We start from the raw sequence: 17,293 nt of genomic DNA, 5'->3' as shown, positions 1-17,293 counted from the left end.
CTATGCCTTCACCCGTGCTTGCCGACGCCACCACCACCTGCTGCCCCCTTTCTACGGGGCGCTTTTCCGACCACGACGCGGCACGGTACGCCTTGCTGTTCAAGGTGCTCGCCGAGCCGGTGCGCCTCCAGATCTTGTCCCACCTCGCCGGCGAGGGTTGCGGGCCCACTACGGTCGGCGAACTCGCGGATATCCTGGACCTGAGCCAGCCAACGGTGTCGCACCATTTGAAAAAGCTCACCGATGCGGGCTTGCTTTCCCGTCACCAACAGGGCCGCAGCGTGTTTCATACTGTGCGCCCTGAGGTGTTCCGGGAGCTCCGGGGGGTGCTGGACATTGGGTGAACGTGCGCACCATGAGGCCGTTGTGATCGGCGGTGGCCAGGCCGGGCTCGCTACCGCGTTTTACTTGCGTCGCGCGGGTGTGGACTACATCGTCGTGGATGACCAGCCCGCGCCAGGAGGGGCCTGGCGCCACGTGTGGCCATCGATGACGTTGTTTTCCATGTCAGACTTTTCCAATCTGCCCGGGTGGCCGATGCCCCACTACACGGGGTTTCCGCCTGCGGATCACGTCGTGAAGTACTTGTCGGAATACGAGCGCCGCTACGAAATTCCCGTCGTTCGGCCGGTGCGCGTCACCCGCGTTGACTACGATGGCCTTTTCCATGTGCGGTCCGATGCGGGGGAATGGACAGCCGATAATGTAGTCGCTGCAACGGGGACGTGGTCGGCGCCATTTGTTCCCCATTACCCTGGCGCTTTCAGCGGAATGCAGTGGCATTCGGCGAATTACCCCGGGCCAGATCCCTTCCGCGGTAGTCGAGTCGCCGTTGTCGGTGCGGCCAATTCGGGGGCGCAAATTGCGGCGGAACTCTCAACCGTCGCAGAGGTCACCTGGTACACCCGCCATGAGCCGCGATGGATGCCCGATGACGTTGATGGGCGAGTTCTGTTTACGCGAAACCGCGAGCGCATGCTGGCGATTCTGCGCGGCGAGGAGGACCCCGGCGCCGATTCCGACCTGGGCGACATCGTGGTCCTCCCCCAGGTGCGCGACGCCCGCGATTCGGGCCTGCTTCGAGCAACGCCGATTTTTGATTCACTCGATCAGGTAGACGCCGACCACCTCATCTGGTGCACCGGTTTTCGGCCAGCATTGGGGCCGGTGCGCTTGCTTGTCGACGCCGCCCCGCGCGGCCTTTACCTCGTCGGCTACGGCGATTGGGTGGGCCCCGGCTCAGCCACTATCACCGGGGTAGGGCCGTACGCGAAGCGGGTGGCGCAAGAAATCGCGAGCAACGTGCGCTCCCAGAAGAACGTGTGAGGAGTCTTTTGGGTTGAGTCGAAGCGAAACAGCGCTAAGGCACGATCTCGTGCGCGCGCCAGGCGGCGTCGTCAATTGCGCGGTGCACATCACCGGGCGCGGCAGAGCTGGTGACCGTATCAACCGCCTGGTGCACCGCGGTGGCAGTATCGTCGATCGCGCGGTGCAGCGCCGGGTTCTGGTGTGCAAAGGCGCCGAGCACGTCGGCGGTGAGCTGGGCGGCGGGCCCGAAGGTATGGGCTGAAACCGAGAAATCTTCGCCGTACGAGGCGCTGGCGTGCAGGGAGGTGCGGTCGTCAGACCATCCCCACTTCGTGCCGATCACCCCTGGTAGCTGGGCGGTTCCATAATCCTGACGGTAACCGACGGCAGCCACGGGTGTCGCAGTGGCCAACGCCGTAAGAATAGGGTCTCCTAGGCCGTGATCGCGTTTGCGGGTCTCGAGGAACAACGTCGAATCGTATGTCGAGGTCGTGCTGTATCCCTAATGGGGTGCTGCGTGAGTATCGGCTAGGCCGTATTTATTAGCGGTGGCAGCAATGGACTGCGGGTAGGGGCCCGACCCCTGGAAAGTGGACACAGGGAATTGAACTTATGCGGTCAAGGTGAGTTTACCGCAGGTGCGGTTTTCGAACTCGAGGGGCGACAGATAATCGCACCATGAGTGTCTGCGCTTCTGGTTGTAGCGCACACACCACGCGAAGACGTCCCGTCTGGCGTGCAGCAGTGAGTCGAAGCATTTCCGGTTTTGCAGCACCTCGCGTTTCAATGTCGCGTTGAACGACTCCGCTAGCGCGTTGTCTGCGCTGGTTCCCACCGCTGCCATCGATTGGGTCACCCCTAGCATCGTGCATCGTGAGCTAAATGGGTCAAGTCCACGCGAGTGGTGTATCTGCCCTTTCGATAAAACAGGCAGCATGACGATCTCAGGGACCGGCACGAGCCCGGTGTTGCGACTGGCTCATGCGACCTCCTGAGTGGCTTCGCCGGCGTCGATGACGTTGGCGTTCATCATGGTCTTCGTCTGGTCCAGGGCCGTCAGCGACATGTAGCGCTTCTGCTGGATCCTTCTCACTCGTGCTGCTCAGCCAGCACCGCCCCGACCAGGCGCACGACGGCATCTCGGTTCGGGAAGATCCCCACGACGTCGGTGCGCCGGCGGATCTCCCGGTTCAACCGCTGAAGTGGGGTTGTTCGACCAGACCTTCGTCCACACCGTCCTTGGCGTGTTCGTGAACGCCAGCAGCTCGTCGAGTGATTCCTCCAGGTAGTCGGCCACGTGCGGGAATTTCTGCTGGCAGAATTCCACCACGTCGTGGGCCTGTTTCCACACCGCTTGCGAGTCGGGTTGCTGGAAAATCGTATGGAACATCGCCGACACAGTCGGCCACTGGGTCTTCGGCACCATCGACGAGAGGTTCTTCGCGAAATGCGTGCGACACCGTTGCCAGGAGGCGTTCGGCAGGACCTCGCCGATGGCGTGCTGGATGCCCAAGTGTGCGTCGCTGGTGACCAGGTAGACGTCGTTTAGGCCGCGGGCTTTCAGGTCGCGGAAGAAACCGGTCCAGGAGGCCACGGACTCGGATGTGGCGACCTGCATGCCGAGTAGTTCGCGGTAGCCTTCCGCGTTCACGCCGGTGGCCAGCAGCACGGAGGTTTTCACGACCCGTCCGCCCTCACGCACCTTCATGGTCAACGCGTCGCAGGAAACATAGATGTAGGGGCCGGTATCCAGGGGTCGGGTGCGGAAGTCCTCCACCATCTGATCGAGATCTTTGGCCATCTCTGAGACCTGCGATTTCGAGAGATTGTTGATCCCCAGGGTGGCGACGAGGTCGTTCATCCTGCGGGTGGAGACGCCTTTGAGGTAGCAGGTGGCGATCACGGTGGTCAGGGCCCGTTCGGCCCGGGTGCGTCGTTCGAGCAGCCAGTCCGGGAAGAACGAGCCGGTTCTGAGTTTGGGCACGGCGACGTCGATGGTGCCGACTCTGGTGTCGAGGTCGCGGTGGCGGTAGCCGTTGCGGACGTTGGTGCGCGCATCACTGACGGTGGCGTAGTCGGCGCCGCAGACTTGGTCGGCCTGGGTGGAGAGGATCTGGTTGATGAAGCCTTGAAGCATTTCTCGCATGAGATCGGGGGATGCTTGGGCGAGCAATTCGTCGAGGTAGGTGGTGGGGTCGATAGAATAGGGTCCAGCGGCCATCGTGGTTTCCCTTTCGAGGAAGTGTGGTTACGGATTCGAAAGGTACTGCGGTGGTCGCCTCACGCATTCATGAGGCCCCTCACCGGCAGTCACAGATACACCACGCTAAAGGACACTGATAATGGGAGTGCGGGACAAGAACCATCCGGAATGACCCACTAACGGACTGGCCACAATCTGATTGTGTGCCTTCGTTGCGATCTGTCTTCCGGGCTGGTTCTCGCCCCGCACCGCGATCCGGCGATTCGGTCATGACCTCATAGGAGCGTGACCTCTCACCGTGACCACCCCGGCAGGTGCCATAGTAGTAGTCCCATCAGTGTCCTGTCTGCTCGAGGGTGTCAGGAAGTTTGTGTGTGAGGCTCTGATCTAGAAGGAGTTTCACCGATAATGACTAAGGTGTCACCGAAGAAAGGCCACGACCCGGCAAGGGTCAATGAGATCAGCGAGAAGCTGATGGAAAATCCTGAGCTCGCCAGCTTGATCAGCGAACTGTCGACCTCTGCAGATGATGCAAGCGATCTGGTCAAAGGCCTGTTGCAGGCATCGATCAACGCCGGTCTGCAGGCGGAGATGGATGCACATTTGGGCTACGGCCATGCCGACCGTAAGGCGAAAGCCCGGTTGGAAACCGCACAGGAGAGCAATCACCGCAACGGGTCGTACACCAAGACCGTCGATTCCGGCTACGGCCGACTAGAGGTCACCATGCCCAGGGATCGTGCCGGCACGTTCACCCCGCAGATGGTGCCGAAGGGGTCGCGCCGTTTGACCGAGCTCGACGACATGATCATCTCGCTGTACGCCGGTGGGATGACCGTGCGCGATATTCAGCACCACCTCGCCACCACCCTCGGGGTGGACATGAGCCCGGATACCATCAGCACGATTACTGACGCGGTGCTTGATGAGGTGATGCTGTGGCAGAACCGCCAGTTGGACGAGTTCTACCCGGTGATCTTCCTCGACGCGCTACGCGTAAAAATCCGCGATGGCCACCGCGTGGTCAACAAGTCTTGCTACATGGCGGTAGGCGTCGACATGGACGGCATCAAGCACATCCTGGGATTGTGGATCGCAGACAATGAAGGCGCCAGTTTTTGGGCATCCGTGTGCGCTGACCTTGCCAACCGTGGGGTCCAAGACGTGTTCATCGTCTGTTGCGACGGGCTCAAAGGCCTGCCGGACGCCGTGGAGGCAACCTGGCCGAATTCCATGGTGCAGACCTGCATCGTGCATCTGATCCGGGCGGCAAATAGGTGGGTGTCTTACCAAGACCGCAAACCCGTATCCAGCGCGTTGCGGGAGGTCTACACCGCGCCGAATGAGGACACCGCCCGCGCCGCCCTGGACGCGTTCGAGGCGTCCGAGCTGGGACGGAAGTATCCGCAATCGGTCAAAGTCTGGCGCGACGCCTGGGACCGGTTTGTGCCGTTTTTGCAGTTCCCGCCTGCGGCACGGCGGGTACTCTACACCACGAATTCGATCGAATCGCTGAATGCTGAGCTGCGGAAAGCCACCCGCAACCGCGGCCAGTTCCCGAACGATACTGCGGCGCTGAAAACGCTGTGGCTGATGATCTGCAACATCGAGGACAAGCGCGCTGCCCAGCGAGCGAAGAAAGCGAAGCGCGCCATCGAATGCAGCGGCTATATTGAAGGAGCGAAAGCCACCGGGTGGAAACAAGCCATCAACCAACTAGCCGTGGCATACCCCGACCGATTCGCGGACTACTTGTAAACCAAGCCCCCGCACACAAAGAATCGGACACCCTCGTCTGCTCGAACCCTCGGATCAGCGGCTACCTTCATCACTTCCCTATGCGAAAGCGTTGACAGCCATGACCACAGACATCGACCTCTCCGCAAGCCCCGTCGCCGGGGTCGACACCCACACCGACACCCACACCGTCGCCGCGGTGACCCCAACCGGCCGGCACCTGGCCACCGAAACCTTCCCCACCACCAGGCCCGGTTACACGCACCTCGCCGAGTTCCTCAGCAAGCACGGTGTCTGCGCCGTCGGAGTAGAAGGAACCAACTCCTTCGGTGCCGGATTAACCCGGCACCTCATAGACCGTGGTTACACGGTCGTTGAAGTCCTGCGCCCGGCCCGCAGCATTCGACGCCGGGACGGGAAATCAGATCCGGTGGATGCCCTTGCCGCCGCGCGACAGGTCCTGACCGGGGAAGGGCTGAGCACGCCTAAAGATTCTACGGGCCCGGTGGAGTCGTTACGAGCGTTACAGATCACCCGGAAACAGCTGGTGTCCACCACCGCGAAACTCATCACAACGATGAAGTCGTTGCTGGTCACAGCCCCTGATGACATCCGCACCCGCTACGCCACGATGACCAACCACGCTCTGGTCAACGCGTTGGTGTACTGCCGACCGTCGTCGGATGTTACTGATCCGCGAAATGGTGTGCTGACCAGCCTGAAGATTCTGGCCACGACCTACCGCGCATTGCGGGTGCAGTGCGATGAGCTGGAAACCCGGATCGCTGCCCTGGTGTCAGTGATCAATCCCCATGTCAGCAACATCGTGGGATGTGGGGCTCTTGTTTCCGCTGATCTGCTGATCAGCATCGGCGATAATCCGGAGCGCATCCACTCCGAAGCAGCGCTGGCGCACTTATGTGGAGTGGCTCCACTGCCGGCAAGCTCTGGGCGAACCAACCGGCACCGGCTCAATCGTGGTGGTGACCGGCGGGCGAACTCAGCGTTGTACCGAATCGCTATGGTGAGGATGAAGTGTGACCAGCGCACCAGGGAGTACGTCGCCCGGCGTACCGAGGAGGGGTTGTCGAAAAGGGAGATTATTCGCTGCCTGAAGCGCGCGATCGTCCGGGAGATCTACCGGGTCATATGCACCAGGCGCAGTACGTCACAGCCCAGGGATCTTCGTCGGGATGAGTTGAAAGAACTGCGTATCGCGAAGCATCTCACCCAGGTGGTTGTAGCGAAGCATTTGGGGTGTGCCCCGGCGAGGATCAGTGACATCGAGACTGGAAAACGTCCATTGACGGAATTAGCATCGGCCTACGAAAAATTTCTGAAAAGCTCTTGACACAATATAGGAGCATCGCAACCTCAGCGGAACGAGCCGATGCGTCGCGAGACGTGTTCCTGACCCCCTCTCTTACCCGCCCTATAAGCCGCTGCGGGGCCGTGGACAGACGAATCGCAACGAACAGATTTCGGAAATCGAACAGGGCTATTCCAGGATGGAGTGAGTCACCCGCAACCTTATCTAATCCGGCAATTGGAAAATACGACCCGCTAAATCTTCACATCCTCACCATTTGTGTCGGTCTCTGTGAGGCTGGACGAGTGCACCCGCGCCTGGCGGGCGGTCGAGGTTCTGACGCTGTCGGACGGGTTTGCGGCTAGCGGTGGGCGCCGACAAGTGCCGTGAGGGCGGGACGGCTAACCTCCGGAGAGGTTGACGAAGCCCACACTAGCCAATCTCCCTGAGTCTTTTCTCCACGTGGTCGAACACGATCCGCTCCTGCTCGATCCGCATGCATCCGCTAGTGGAGTGGCTGCGCAGGAACTCCAGGGCCATCGTCTCGGAGGGGGTTAAGAGGTGTGGCACAAACCTGCTGGGCTGGGGTTCCTCGACCGCGAGGTCCAGATGGCGGCGGGCGGTGTCTAGGTCCATGAGGACTGACTGCACGGGCGAGACGTGCCGACGGACCAGCTCGAGAATATAGAAGCCGTGCGAGTCCAAGTCTCCCCAGTACAGTAACTCTTTCGTCGCCAGCCAGGGGATATCGCGCACGAGGGAGTGCGCCCGTAGCCCGCCGCCGTACACCGCGATCGTGTTCGGCAGGTTGGGCAGCGCGAGAAAGGTCTGGCGGTTTTCGACGATCAACACCCGCGCACCGGGCACGTCGGAGAGCGCGGAGACGGGGCACGACCAGTGACGCATCCCGCAGAAGTTGTCCGTGGGATCCAGGATGCGCAGCTCCACCATCGACGGTGCCTCACGGAAGCTAATTTCGCCGACCACCGCGGAGATCACCGCGCGGCGAGTTTCGATCCACTTGGAGTCGATACCGAAAATCGGCAGCTCGCGTGCGTAGTGCTTGGCGACATGGTGAGTGCGTAGCCAGCGCACCACATCGATGAACTGCGCGGCGACCACGTTGTCCCAGCCCTCCCAGTATGCGAGCTTTGCGGCAAGGCCGGCTCGAACTTCTTCCCCCAGCTCGTGGCAGAACAAAGACAGTAATTCGTTGACGCGACGCCAGTGCGAGGACCTCCCTGCCGCTTCTGCGGCCACTGCCGCGTCGGAGAGCACCACGCGCGCGGGCAGTGAGTAGGTGCCCAGGTAGCCGAGTTTCTTGTCTTCCCATTCGGCGGGGATGGCGCTGCGGGTCCACTCGTCGATCCAGGAGCGCACCGAAAGGCCGTCGTCACGCTCTGCGGCCCTGCCCGTCGGCGGCTGGAGATTGATAGTCAGCCCGGAGAAATCGCCATCGAGCCACGCGCGGTGGTTGCGCGCGTAAAACGTTGCGGCGCGAGCGCGCACCTGCTCAGGGGTTTTCAATGGGATCCTCTTCGATGGTCAGGGAACTCGTCCGAGAGCGCTTCCGGTCGGGGCACTCCACCATGAGCACTCCCCCGATATAGTCCTGCACCGTCTGCAGTAGCTTCTCCGGGGTGGCCAAGATCATGTGGAACCCGAACTGGCGGAAAGCTCCCATGGCGGCGCGGGTGAACTCGGTGTCGGCTCGGTCGAAGGCCTCGTCGAGCACGATGGTGCCAAAGCGCGGGTAGATCTCCCCGTCCAGCTGTACCGTCGAGTTGCGTGCCTGGGAGGCGGACATCCCGGTGCCGGTGAGCCGGTAACGCAAGGCCGCCGCGAGACAGAACGAGGAGAGCTTCTGGGCCTGGCCACCGGACAGACCCTCGGCTGAGTCGTAGACCGCGCCGCGCACCCCGTCGGGGCTGTACTCGACACCCAGGAACTTCACATGTTCGCGGGTGTCCAGCCGCAGCTGGCGCTCGCGCGGCGAGGTGTTGTCGGAGACCGTCACCGCGTCAATCACCGCGCGCAGTTTGTGGAAGCGGTTTTCGCTTTCCTCCTGGTCGGCGTCGTTGATCATGCCCTCCATTGCGGCATCGAGAAGCTGCACAAAGTCGCGGGTGATCGCTGGCTGCGCTTCGCGCACCTCGATGGTGAGATGCGTGCCTGGGTAGAATTCCACCTCCGCCAGTGAGTTGTTAATCATCTGAATCGAGTTGCGAGTCTTTGCCGCCGCATCCCGGATGAGCCGCCGCAACCTTCCCAGATGTTTGTGGGTTTGGTCGCGGAGCATCTCCCGGAAGCGCTGTTCGAAGCGCGGGAGATCATCGGACTCGAGACGCTCCAGCTCTTTGAGGAAGTCTTTCTCCCAGGCCGGATCGGCGCTGAGATCGCCCTGGCGTTGTGGCCAGCGCAGAAGGTAGCGGTTCATGGCGTCGCGAAGCTGGCTGTCATAGCGGCTGGCACGATCTTTCAGCGCCGCCAACCTGTCCTCAATGTCCCTGGTGAGCCGGTGTGAGAGGCGGTCGATGTTGTCAGCGCGGATGGAGCGATCGATAGCGTGGCAACGCTCCTCGAGCCGTGCGTTTACCTCCGCCGGCACCTCGCGCTCTCCCACCTGCAGGCGGGCCTTCTCTAGGATCGCCTCCGTCTGCTGGAGCTCGGTGCGCAGTCCGCCCCGAGCCTCGAGAAGATCTTCCAAGTTCTTCTCTATTTTCTGCCGGGACGCCCGAGCCGCAGAGAGTTGCTTCTTCATGGCCGCTAGCTCGGCGTTACCGTCAGTCAGTTCATCGACGAGCTGCTGAGCGTCGCCAAGCTGAGCCGTCGTGGCGGCAACATTGATGTCGGCGAAGTCACTCGTTTCGAGCAGCCGTTCAATGGTGGATACCTGAGTGCGCTGTGCTTGCAGCGCACCTTTGATCAGGTCACGCGAACGTGTGGCGGCCCCGAGCTTTTCCGTGGCAGCGCGAACTGCCGCCTGGAGCTCGTCGATCTTGTCATCCAGGTTGCCCCACAGCACCCACCGCGACTTGTCCTCGACGCGGCTACGGTCATCCTTGACGTGGTCGTGTGGGTTGTGTTTCACCGAGCCTTGGAGGGTCACGGCGCGCCGGGCGGCCCGGAATTCGTCCATGGTCTCGCAGCAGAGGTGGTCAAAGCTCTTGGAGAGCTGTGTTTGAATCCAGGCGTGGAACCGCCCCTCGGCGACCTCAATTTTCTGGCCCAGCGAGCCCTGCACAAACGAAGGCGGCCGCTGGTTCTCCAGCTGGGGGCTGAATCGGGTGTAGGACACCTTCGCCCCGAGGTGTGTCGCGTTGATCGCGGAGGAGACCTGTGCGTACAGCTCCTCCGGCACAACGAGAGTCCGGGCGAAGCCACCCATGACACGTTCTGCAGCACCCTGCCATGCGTCTTCGCCCTGCCTCATACTCATCAGGTCCGCGACGAAGGGCAGGTCCTTCTCCCTGATACCCGCGACCTGCGCGATGAGGGCCCGCGCACCAATCAACCGGCTGTCCATCGCGGAGCCGGACGAGCGCAGTGTCTCCAGCTCCTTGATACGGCTGTTCTTGATGGTGACAAGCTCGTAGACACGCCCCTGCGCCTGCTCCAATTTGGTTTCGTTGTCAGCCTGTTGCTGGCGTAGATCGTCCCGCTCTCCTTCGAGCTGCAGCCGGAAGTTGGAGAACTCATCGACTGTTCCCGGCATCGCGGCGTCCAGAATCTTCAGCCTCTCCTTGAAGTCCGCCTCGGCCTTTTCCACGCGTTTCAGCTGCTCACGCAGGGCATCGCGACGTGCCTCCGCGGCGACAAGCGACGAGTCCTGCGCGCCGTGAATGAGAGTGCGCAGTCGGTCCTGCTCCGCTGCATTCTCCTCACGCCGGGCATTTTCCGCGGTGATGGTTCCGTCGATGGCCGCGAGCTCGGACGTCAGTTGGGCCCGTTGCTTCTGGGCGAATTGTTGCTTCCAGGTATTGATGAACAGCTCGAGGTGCTCGCGTTCCTCGTCGACGGTGAGCAGCTCGGTGGCCACGTCCGAGCGTTTCTCGGCCGCTACCCGCACGGGCAGCAGGTGCTCGATCTGCTCGCGGGCATCCACCACAGAGGAATACGCCGTGTGCAGGTCCGTGAAGTTCCCCGCCGCCTGCTCCGCGATGGCGAACGTCTCCGGCTCCGGAAGCATGAATGTGCGCATCAGGTGGTTGAGATCCCCGAGCGTCTTCGCGGACTGTGTGCGGTGCAGCAGATCCAAGGCTCCTTCGTCGGTGATTCCGACGGCGCGGCGCAGCGCCGCAATGAACTGGGGGTGGCTGCGGCTCACGTGCAGCGCGGACGCGTACTGCTTTTTCGCCTCCGTCACAGGCAGGTTTTTCAGCGCCAGGGGCTCGAACTCCGTCAGGCTCGCCTCGCGGGGAAGGAGCAGGTAGAGGTCCACCATCTCCTGGCGCGAGTAGGCGTTCGCTGGCAGGAACATAAGCCGGCAGGCGGTGACCACGCCCTCGGTGCCGTTGTCGTAGCGCAGCGCCACCCCGCTCCAGGTCGCTCCCTGGCGCAGGTAGGATTGTGTCAGTTCGTCAGCCTCCACAGAGTGCTCGCGGCGCCACGCCCCGCGGCAGTAGGTGACGAGGTTTCGCCCCGACTGGGAATGGCTGTCAGCAGCCGCGTTGAAGCGGACTTTGCTGGGTGGCACCAGGATGGTCGAGAGGGCGTCGATAAGCGTGGACTTGCCCGACCCCGATGGCCCCGTGATGAGGAAGCCTTCCCGCGATACGTTCACCGTGTGCAGGTTGTCGAAGGTTCCCCAGTTGTACACCTGGATCTGGGACAGTCGAAACTGGCCTGGGATGATGGCGGTCACTGCTCGTCCTCCAGAAGAGCGCAGAATGATTCGGTGACGGCGGCGATTTCCTCGCCGGAGAAGATGATGCGCAGTACAGGGGAGACCTCGAAGCGGCCTTCGGTGGGGGTGGACACGATGATGGAGTAGGTCTTCATCTTGTTCCACGAGGCAGTGAAGCGCTTGCGCTGGTTCGTCTTGTCCGTGCCCCCGTGGCCCTGGTAAGGCAGAGTCGCCTCGAATACCTCGTCCTCATCCACGATGGTGCGCTCGTTGGGGTTGGTGGTCACCAGCTCGCGGCGCAGATGCAAGATGACCACCGTATCCATGAACGTCAGCGATTGTTTTCGCAGCAGAGCGCGTTTCTCAGGCACCTCCACATCCCACGCCTTGGTGTAGGCGACACCGGCATTGTCGTCGACGATGAGGGTGAGAAAGAGGTTATCCAGCTGCTGCGCAAGCAGCTCCCGCGAGCCTGATACCGTCTGGAACACCTCCGGAGCCTTGATGCTGGACACATACGGGCCGCGGATGAGCTCCGCCAGCGCTCGGCGCTGCAGGCCGGTCAGGGTGCCGGTGTCGGCCTCATGAAGCTTGTTGTCCATCTATACGTGTCCAATCTTTTCGCCGAATTCGAATCGCTCGTACCGGGCGCGGAAATTCTTTCCGCCTGGGCGCTGCCAGTGCAGGAACTCGGTGCCGTCGGCCCGCTCGCCGTGGTCGTGCGCAAGCTTGATCAGTCCCACGACGCTCGCCAGGCCTTGGGTTGCGGGGTGAGCGGAAAGCACGTCGCTTATCGACGCCCTCCCGCTCCTGTCCACCACATCATTGATCGCCCGGCGCAGCTCCTCCCAATCAATCTCGGATTCCCGGATCCTCGCGCGCACCGCCTCAAAGTCGATCTCCCCCGACTCGTCGACTTCCATGTTGGGCTTGATGCGGTACTCCATCGGGTCGTAGAGTTCCCAGCTCGACAGCGAGGTCGGCTGCCGGGTGGTCAACTCCAGATCGAACTCGATGGACTCGTAGGGTTTGATGCCGCGCTGCGCGAGTTGGAGAGCGAGCTGCTGGGCGGTATTGATCGCCCTGGTCAACGCTTGCTGCGACTCCGCCTCGCGGGACTGCACGAACCTTCTCAGCGATCTGGACAGGCCTGTCATCGAGTCATGGACTTGCCCCGACGAGGTATCCAGTGTGTCTGCCAGCTGTGCCAGCTCCGTTCGCTCCAGCGGATCGAGCTTGTCCACGAAATCACGGGACAGCACGGAGCTGACAGTCGCGTCGAACTGCTTGGATCGCTCCGGGTCAAGGAAGACCTCGTAGAAGCCGTTAAAGGCTTTTCCTGCCTCGGACTCGGTAACCAGATCCACACCCCGAAACACGTTGTCCAACACCGCGCCGGCGTTGAGTTGCCCGTCGACTATGGACTCCCGCAGACCCCTGTCGACCTCCTCGATCTCCTCCCGTACGCGGGAAAAGTCTGTGGGCAAATCGCTCGCCAGGGCCAGGATCTCGCGCGCTTTCTCCACGGCCTCCGCATCAGATATGATGCCGACCCCGTTCATTCGGATCTGGTCGATGCGCGCCTGCAGCTGGTCGCGCTGTTGCTCGAGGCGCCGAATAGCGGTCGCCTCATCAGGGTCCGTCTCCGCAGCCAGACTATGTAAGCCCGTGAAGAGGGTGTCCAGGCGGGACTTGGTTACCGAGCGCTGCGGGTTGACCAGCTGTCGGACGTAGTCGATTGCCACGTGGGCGTCCGTAGTGAGCTCGTAGAACTCATCACGCGTTCCCTGCGGGCTGCGGCGGATCAGATAACCGGCCTTGACCCAATCGTTGATGTACGCCACGGCGGATTTGGGAAGCTCCATGTCGGTTTGCTCCCGAATATCAACAAGCAGTGAGTCCACCGCTAGCGCCAGTTCGGTGCCCGCGACTTGTCGGTTATCGGACTGAAACACCGCGCTGAGCACTGACAGTACAGCCGGCGCATTTTTGGCGCGCAACATCACCCACGCCGGGACCGAGTCCGCAAGGCGGATCATGGTGAGGGTGTCGGCAACCGCCGTTGTTCGGTTCATGAGCTCAACTTAGCAAGGTGCGCCGACACGGACCGGCCATCAATCGAACAGGTGGGCGCGAGTTTCCGGGGCTGCCAATTACGCAGATTCCGTGCCAACGCGCGGTGCTTATCGACGGCCCGCTCCTCACCCGGTCGATGATCCGCCACGGCGGCGGAGGGCAGGTCAGACTTCGAGTAGCGCCTGCTCATCCCCGTTACACTGGCCCTATGTTCAAGGACGCAGAGGAAGTCTCCACCGCGGCAGCCGCTTTCCTGTCGGCAGAGTTTGTCGGAAAGGCGCTGACGTATCTCATCGAGGAAATCGGGTTGGAACCTGGTGAGGTCGCCGAGGTGCCTTTGGGCTCCTCGCGAGTTGGCGGTCTCCCCGACCTGCCGAAGGGCGCTGAATGGCCCACAGGTCCGGGCGGTATGCCCTACGCATTCATCGCCCAGATCAATCTGGCGGAGCTCCGCGATGCCGTCGGAGACGCGTCGGGTCTTCCCGAAAGTGCGCACAACGCTACACGCTTGCAGCAAGTTAGGTAAGGCAAGCCTTTGCAAACATCCTCCAGCCAACGCGCCAGCTATCCTGGTGCGCATGAACGAGCGTTACGAGATCGACCACGACTGGCTGGCCCCCGACGACTCGCCCGCGACCGTGCGCCTCACGGTCACCGGGGCGCACGCGCGCCAGGCGGTCCTCGACTGGCTCGACGACCTGCCCGCCGACCCCCTCGGCACGCGCGGGCGCGGCGGCTGGATGGTCCAGGAGGTCACGTCCGCGCCGGAGGAGGTTGTCGTGGACATCACCTCCGGCGGCCAGGACGTCGCCGAGAGCCTCGAAGCCGGCACCGCCGAGGCGTTCGAGGTACTCGACGCGCTGGGCTGCGAGCTGCGCTGGGAGCAGCGCCCCCGCGGCTAGGCGCGCTCGCGTAGCGAGCGGGCGTAGCGGTCCGCCGCGCGGATCGCCTGCACGACGTCGGTTGGGGTGTGCTCGCCCGGCATCTGCTTCAGCGTCTCCTCGCTGGAGCAGGCGAGCTCGGCGATCTTGTACAGGTCGTCGTCGGTGGCGTCGGCGAGGTGGATCTCCTCCAGGGTGGTCGGCAGGCCGACGGACTGGAGGAAGCCGAAGTAGCGGTCGGCCTCCTCGCGGGTGGCGCCGGTGAGCATGAGCTGCACGCCGATACCGAAGGCCACCTTCTCGCCGTGCGACATGTGGTGGATGTCGCCGTCGAGGGCGGTGAAGCCGTTGTGGATCGCGTGGACGGCGGCCAGCCCCCCGTTTTCGAAGCCCAGGCCGGACAGCAGCGTGTTCGCCTCACAGATGGCCTCGAGTGCCGGGGAAACGATGTGCTCCTCCGCGTCCTTGAGCGCCTGGTGGGCGTAGGCAAAGAGCGTCTCCTCGCACTTTTCCGCCAGCGCCAGGCCGGCCAAGGTGGGGCGGGAGGAGTCGTCCATGCGGCGGCCGTTGGCGCGGTGCACGGCCCGAGCCTCGACCAGTGTTGCCAAAGCGTCGCCGAGGCCGGAGCGCAACGTGTTCACGGGCGCGTTGGCGATCACGCGGGTGTCCACCGCCACGAGGTCTGGGTTGCGGTCGTAGAAGAGGTAGGAGTCGAACACGCCCTCGTCGGTGTAGATCACGGAGACGCGGGCGGTCGGCGCGTCGGCGGACACGGCAGTGGGGAAAATTGCTACTGGCAGGGAAAGCTTGTCGGCCACGGCGCGGGCGGAGTCAATGGTCTTGCCGCCGCCGAGGCCGATGATCACGTCGGTTTCGCCCGCCTGTGCTTTCTCCACAATGCGGCCGATCTCGTTCAGAGAAGCCTCGCCACCGAAGACCTCGTGCGTGGCCTCCATCCCGTCGCCGCGAAGGCTGTCCTGAAGCTTCTGGCCCGCGATGTCCCAGACGACCTCGTCGGCGATGATGAGCGGGGCCGAACCGAGCGGCTTGAGGTAGTGTGCGGCGCGGTCAATAAGGTCGATGCCCTGCACGTAGCGGGAAGGCCCCGTGTACATCTTGTCCTGTGTATGGGAAACGGTCATCGTCTTTCCTTTCTGTCGGGAGATCCTCTGGCGCCCCACCCTAGGCGACCACGGCGTTATGTGCGAGTAGCGACTTTCATTATCCTTTTGTGCATGGCCGACAACGCACAGCCCTCACCGCCCCTGCGCTCCTTCCGCAACAACCCGCACGATTTCTCGGCGGAGGCGGTGGGAGGCACCGTCGCCGCCCACCCGGATGCGGAGTGGAACCCGGCGGGCTTCATCTACCAGGCCTCCCCCGTGGTCACCGACAGCGGGGAGCCGGCCGTCGCCGTGATCTCGGGCGGCGGCTCGGGCCACGAGCCCATGCACAGCGGCTTCATCGGCCGGGGCATGCTCGCCGCGGCGTGCCCCGGGCACCTGTTCACCTCCCCCAACGCCGTGCAGATCGCGGAGGCGACCGCGTGGGCGGACCAGGGCCGCGGGGTGCTGCACGTGGTGAAGAACTACACCGGCGACGTGATGAACTTCTCCGTCGCCTGCCGCATGACCCCGGAGGTGGAGACCGCCACCGTGGTGGTCAAGGAGGACATCGCCACCGAGCGGGGCGACGAGGAGGGGCCCGGCCGGCGCGGCACCGCAGCCACCATCCTCGTGGAAAAGGTTGCCGGCGCCGCCGCCCGCCGCGGAGACGACCTCGAGACGGTGCGGGAGAAGGCCCAGTGGGTCGCCGACAACTCCCGCAGCATGGCCGTCGCGCTCGCGCCGGGATACCTGCCCACCTCGGGCCGCGACACCTTCGACCTGGACAGCGGCGACATGGAGGTCGGCGTGGGTATTCACGGCGAGCGTGGCGTGGCCCGCGAGAAGATCAAGTCGGCGCGCGACATCGTCGAGGCGATCCTGCCCGGCATCGTCGAGGCGCTCGGGCTCGCAGACGGCGACGAGGTCGTCTGCTTGACCAACGGGCTCGGCGGCACCACCCTGCTCGAGATCCACCTCGTGTTCGGCGAGGTGCTCACCTGGCTCGCCGAGCGCGGCATCACCGTGCGCCGCAGCCTCAACGGCACCTTTGTCACCTCCGTCAACATGCACGGCGTGTCCGTCACGCTCACGCGCTGCAACGACGAGATCGCAGAGCTTCTCGACGCCCCCACGGCCGCCCCGGCCTGGCCCGCCGCAATCGGCACCGAGGCGACGTTTGCCCCGGCGGAGATGAGCTTCGCCGACAAGCTGCCGGAGACCGGCGAGGAGAACCTCTGGCTGACGGGCTTCATCGAGCGGGCCCAGGCGGGCGTGGACGACCTCACCGAGCTGGACCGCATCGCCGGCGACGGCGACTTCGGCGCCAACATCGACGCCGCCTTCGGCGACATCGAGCTGCCCCTGCGAGGCCGCGACGGCGACATCCTCGAGGGCCTCGCCCACCGCTGCCTCGTGCGCTCCGGGGGAACCTCGGGCGCCGTCTTCGGCACCCTGTTCACCGAGCTCTCCCACGCCGTGGAGGACCGCCTCACCACGGAGTCGCTCGCGGCGGGGCTGAACAGCGCGTACGAGGCCATCCACGAGCTCGGCGGGGCGGAGTACGGTGACAAGACGATGGTGGACGCCCTCTACCCCGCCGCTCGGGCGCTGGCGGGGATCGACCCCGGCACCCCGCTCGAGGAGGCCATGGCCGCCGCCCGCGAGGCGGCCGTCGAGGGCGTGGCGCACACCCGCGAGATCTCGGCGAAGAAGGGCCGCGCCTCCTACCTCGGCGAGTCCACGAAGGACGTGCCGGACCCCGGCGCGATTGTGGTGACCTGGCTGCTCGGGTCCGAGGACCCGGTGGCCACCCACTACACTGTCTAA

Annotated in this window: 13 protein-coding genes and 2 pseudogenes; 7 read left to right on the top strand and 8 right to left on the bottom strand. The window is 63.6% G+C overall.

Going from position 1 to position 17,293, the window contains the following annotated elements; translation table 11 throughout:
* Positions 1 to 2 precede the first annotated feature (2 nt).
* Both RIU96_RS01920 and RIU96_RS01915 read left to right on the top strand, forming a co-directional pair.
* Complete coding sequence (locus RIU96_RS01920) at positions 3 to 344, top strand: ArsR/SmtB family transcription factor (protein ID WP_006841301.1); 342 nt, start codon at positions 3 to 5, stop codon at positions 342 to 344.
* A complete protein-coding gene (locus RIU96_RS01915; protein WP_136649178.1) occupies positions 337 to 1,326 on the top strand; it encodes an ArsO family NAD(P)H-dependent flavin-containing monooxygenase in 990 nt (329 codons plus the stop codon). The genes RIU96_RS01920 and RIU96_RS01915 overlap by 8 nt, the downstream gene beginning before the upstream one ends.
* A gap of 34 nt (positions 1,327 to 1,360) precedes the next feature.
* Here the strand turns inward: RIU96_RS01915 and RIU96_RS01910 are convergent, their stop codons facing one another.
* The 3 genes and pseudogenes from RIU96_RS01910 to RIU96_RS01900 all read right to left on the bottom strand — a co-directional run.
* On the bottom strand, positions 1,361 to 1,720 hold the full coding sequence (locus RIU96_RS01910; protein ID WP_181730032.1) for a hypothetical protein: 360 nt from the start codon (positions 1,718 to 1,720) through the stop codon (positions 1,361 to 1,363).
* Between the two features lie 198 nt (positions 1,721 to 1,918).
* Positions 1,919 to 2,179: pseudogene (locus RIU96_RS01905) on the bottom strand (integrase core domain-containing protein); the annotation flags it as partial.
* A gap of 227 nt (positions 2,180 to 2,406) precedes the next feature.
* A pseudogene (locus RIU96_RS01900) lies at positions 2,407 to 3,529 on the bottom strand (IS256 family transposase); the annotation flags it as partial.
* A 390-nt stretch (positions 3,530 to 3,919) separates the two neighbouring features.
* Here RIU96_RS01900 and RIU96_RS01895 point away from each other — a divergent pair.
* Together RIU96_RS01895 and RIU96_RS01890 are read left to right on the top strand one after the other, a co-directional pair.
* Positions 3,920 to 5,269 (top strand): IS256 family transposase, encoded by a 1,350-nt coding sequence (locus RIU96_RS01895; protein WP_144317273.1) that lies wholly within the window; start codon positions 3,920 to 3,922, stop codon positions 5,267 to 5,269.
* 100 nt (positions 5,270 to 5,369) lie between these two features.
* Positions 5,370 to 6,599: an IS110 family RNA-guided transposase gene (locus RIU96_RS01890; protein ID WP_144741714.1), complete on the top strand. Its 1,230-nt coding sequence runs from the start codon at positions 5,370 to 5,372 to the stop codon at positions 6,597 to 6,599.
* A 390-nt stretch (positions 6,600 to 6,989) separates the two neighbouring features.
* Here RIU96_RS01890 and RIU96_RS01885 read toward each other — a convergent pair whose 3' ends face one another.
* Genes RIU96_RS01885 through RIU96_RS01870 form a run of 4 tightly spaced genes read right to left on the bottom strand, consistent with a single transcriptional unit; the run spans position 6,990 to position 13,478 of the window.
* Positions 6,990 to 8,084 (bottom strand): Wadjet anti-phage system protein JetD domain-containing protein, encoded by a 1,095-nt coding sequence (locus RIU96_RS01885; RefSeq protein ID WP_311205074.1) that lies wholly within the window; start codon positions 8,082 to 8,084, stop codon positions 6,990 to 6,992.
* On the bottom strand, positions 8,071 to 11,421 hold the full coding sequence (locus RIU96_RS01880) for an ATP-binding protein (RefSeq protein WP_144690487.1): 3,351 nt from the start codon (positions 11,419 to 11,421) through the stop codon (positions 8,071 to 8,073). The genes RIU96_RS01885 and RIU96_RS01880 overlap by 14 nt, the downstream gene beginning before the upstream one ends.
* Positions 11,418 to 12,005, bottom strand: coding sequence for a DUF4194 domain-containing protein (locus RIU96_RS01875; protein WP_006841295.1), 588 nt, complete (start codon positions 12,003 to 12,005; stop codon positions 11,418 to 11,420). The genes RIU96_RS01880 and RIU96_RS01875 overlap by 4 nt, the downstream gene beginning before the upstream one ends.
* On the bottom strand, positions 12,006 to 13,478 hold the full coding sequence (locus tag RIU96_RS01870) for a DUF3375 domain-containing protein (RefSeq protein WP_258562500.1): 1,473 nt from the start codon (positions 13,476 to 13,478) through the stop codon (positions 12,006 to 12,008).
* Between the two features lie 209 nt (positions 13,479 to 13,687).
* Between RIU96_RS01870 and RIU96_RS01865 the strand changes: the two genes are divergently transcribed.
* Both RIU96_RS01865 and RIU96_RS01860 read left to right on the top strand, forming a co-directional pair.
* The gene (locus RIU96_RS01865) at positions 13,688 to 14,005 is read left to right on the top strand and encodes a DUF1963 domain-containing protein (RefSeq protein WP_006841293.1); all 318 of its coding nucleotides are present in this window, start codon (positions 13,688 to 13,690) and stop codon (positions 14,003 to 14,005) included.
* A gap of 52 nt (positions 14,006 to 14,057) precedes the next feature.
* On the top strand, positions 14,058 to 14,381 hold the full coding sequence (locus RIU96_RS01860) for a hypothetical protein (protein ID WP_006841292.1): 324 nt from the start codon (positions 14,058 to 14,060) through the stop codon (positions 14,379 to 14,381).
* On the opposite strand, the gene RIU96_RS01855 is transcribed toward RIU96_RS01860, so the two are convergent.
* On the bottom strand, positions 14,378 to 15,502 hold the full coding sequence (locus tag RIU96_RS01855) for a glycerol dehydrogenase (RefSeq protein WP_144690483.1): 1,125 nt from the start codon (positions 15,500 to 15,502) through the stop codon (positions 14,378 to 14,380). The two genes, RIU96_RS01860 and RIU96_RS01855, sit on opposite strands and share 4 nt — an antisense overlap.
* A 93-nt stretch (positions 15,503 to 15,595) precedes the next feature.
* Between RIU96_RS01855 and RIU96_RS01850 the strand changes: the two genes are divergently transcribed.
* Entirely contained in the window at positions 15,596 to 17,293 is a 1,698-nt protein-coding gene (locus tag RIU96_RS01850; protein WP_144741709.1) for a dihydroxyacetone kinase family protein, read from the top strand.

It is taken from the genome of Corynebacterium sp. Z-1, assembly GCF_031844665.1.
GTDB classification, from domain to species: domain Bacteria; phylum Actinomycetota; class Actinomycetes; order Mycobacteriales; family Mycobacteriaceae; genus Corynebacterium; species Corynebacterium sanguinis.
Note: the sequence above shows the minus strand (reverse complement) of the source record. Positions and strands in the feature narration are given on the sequence as shown.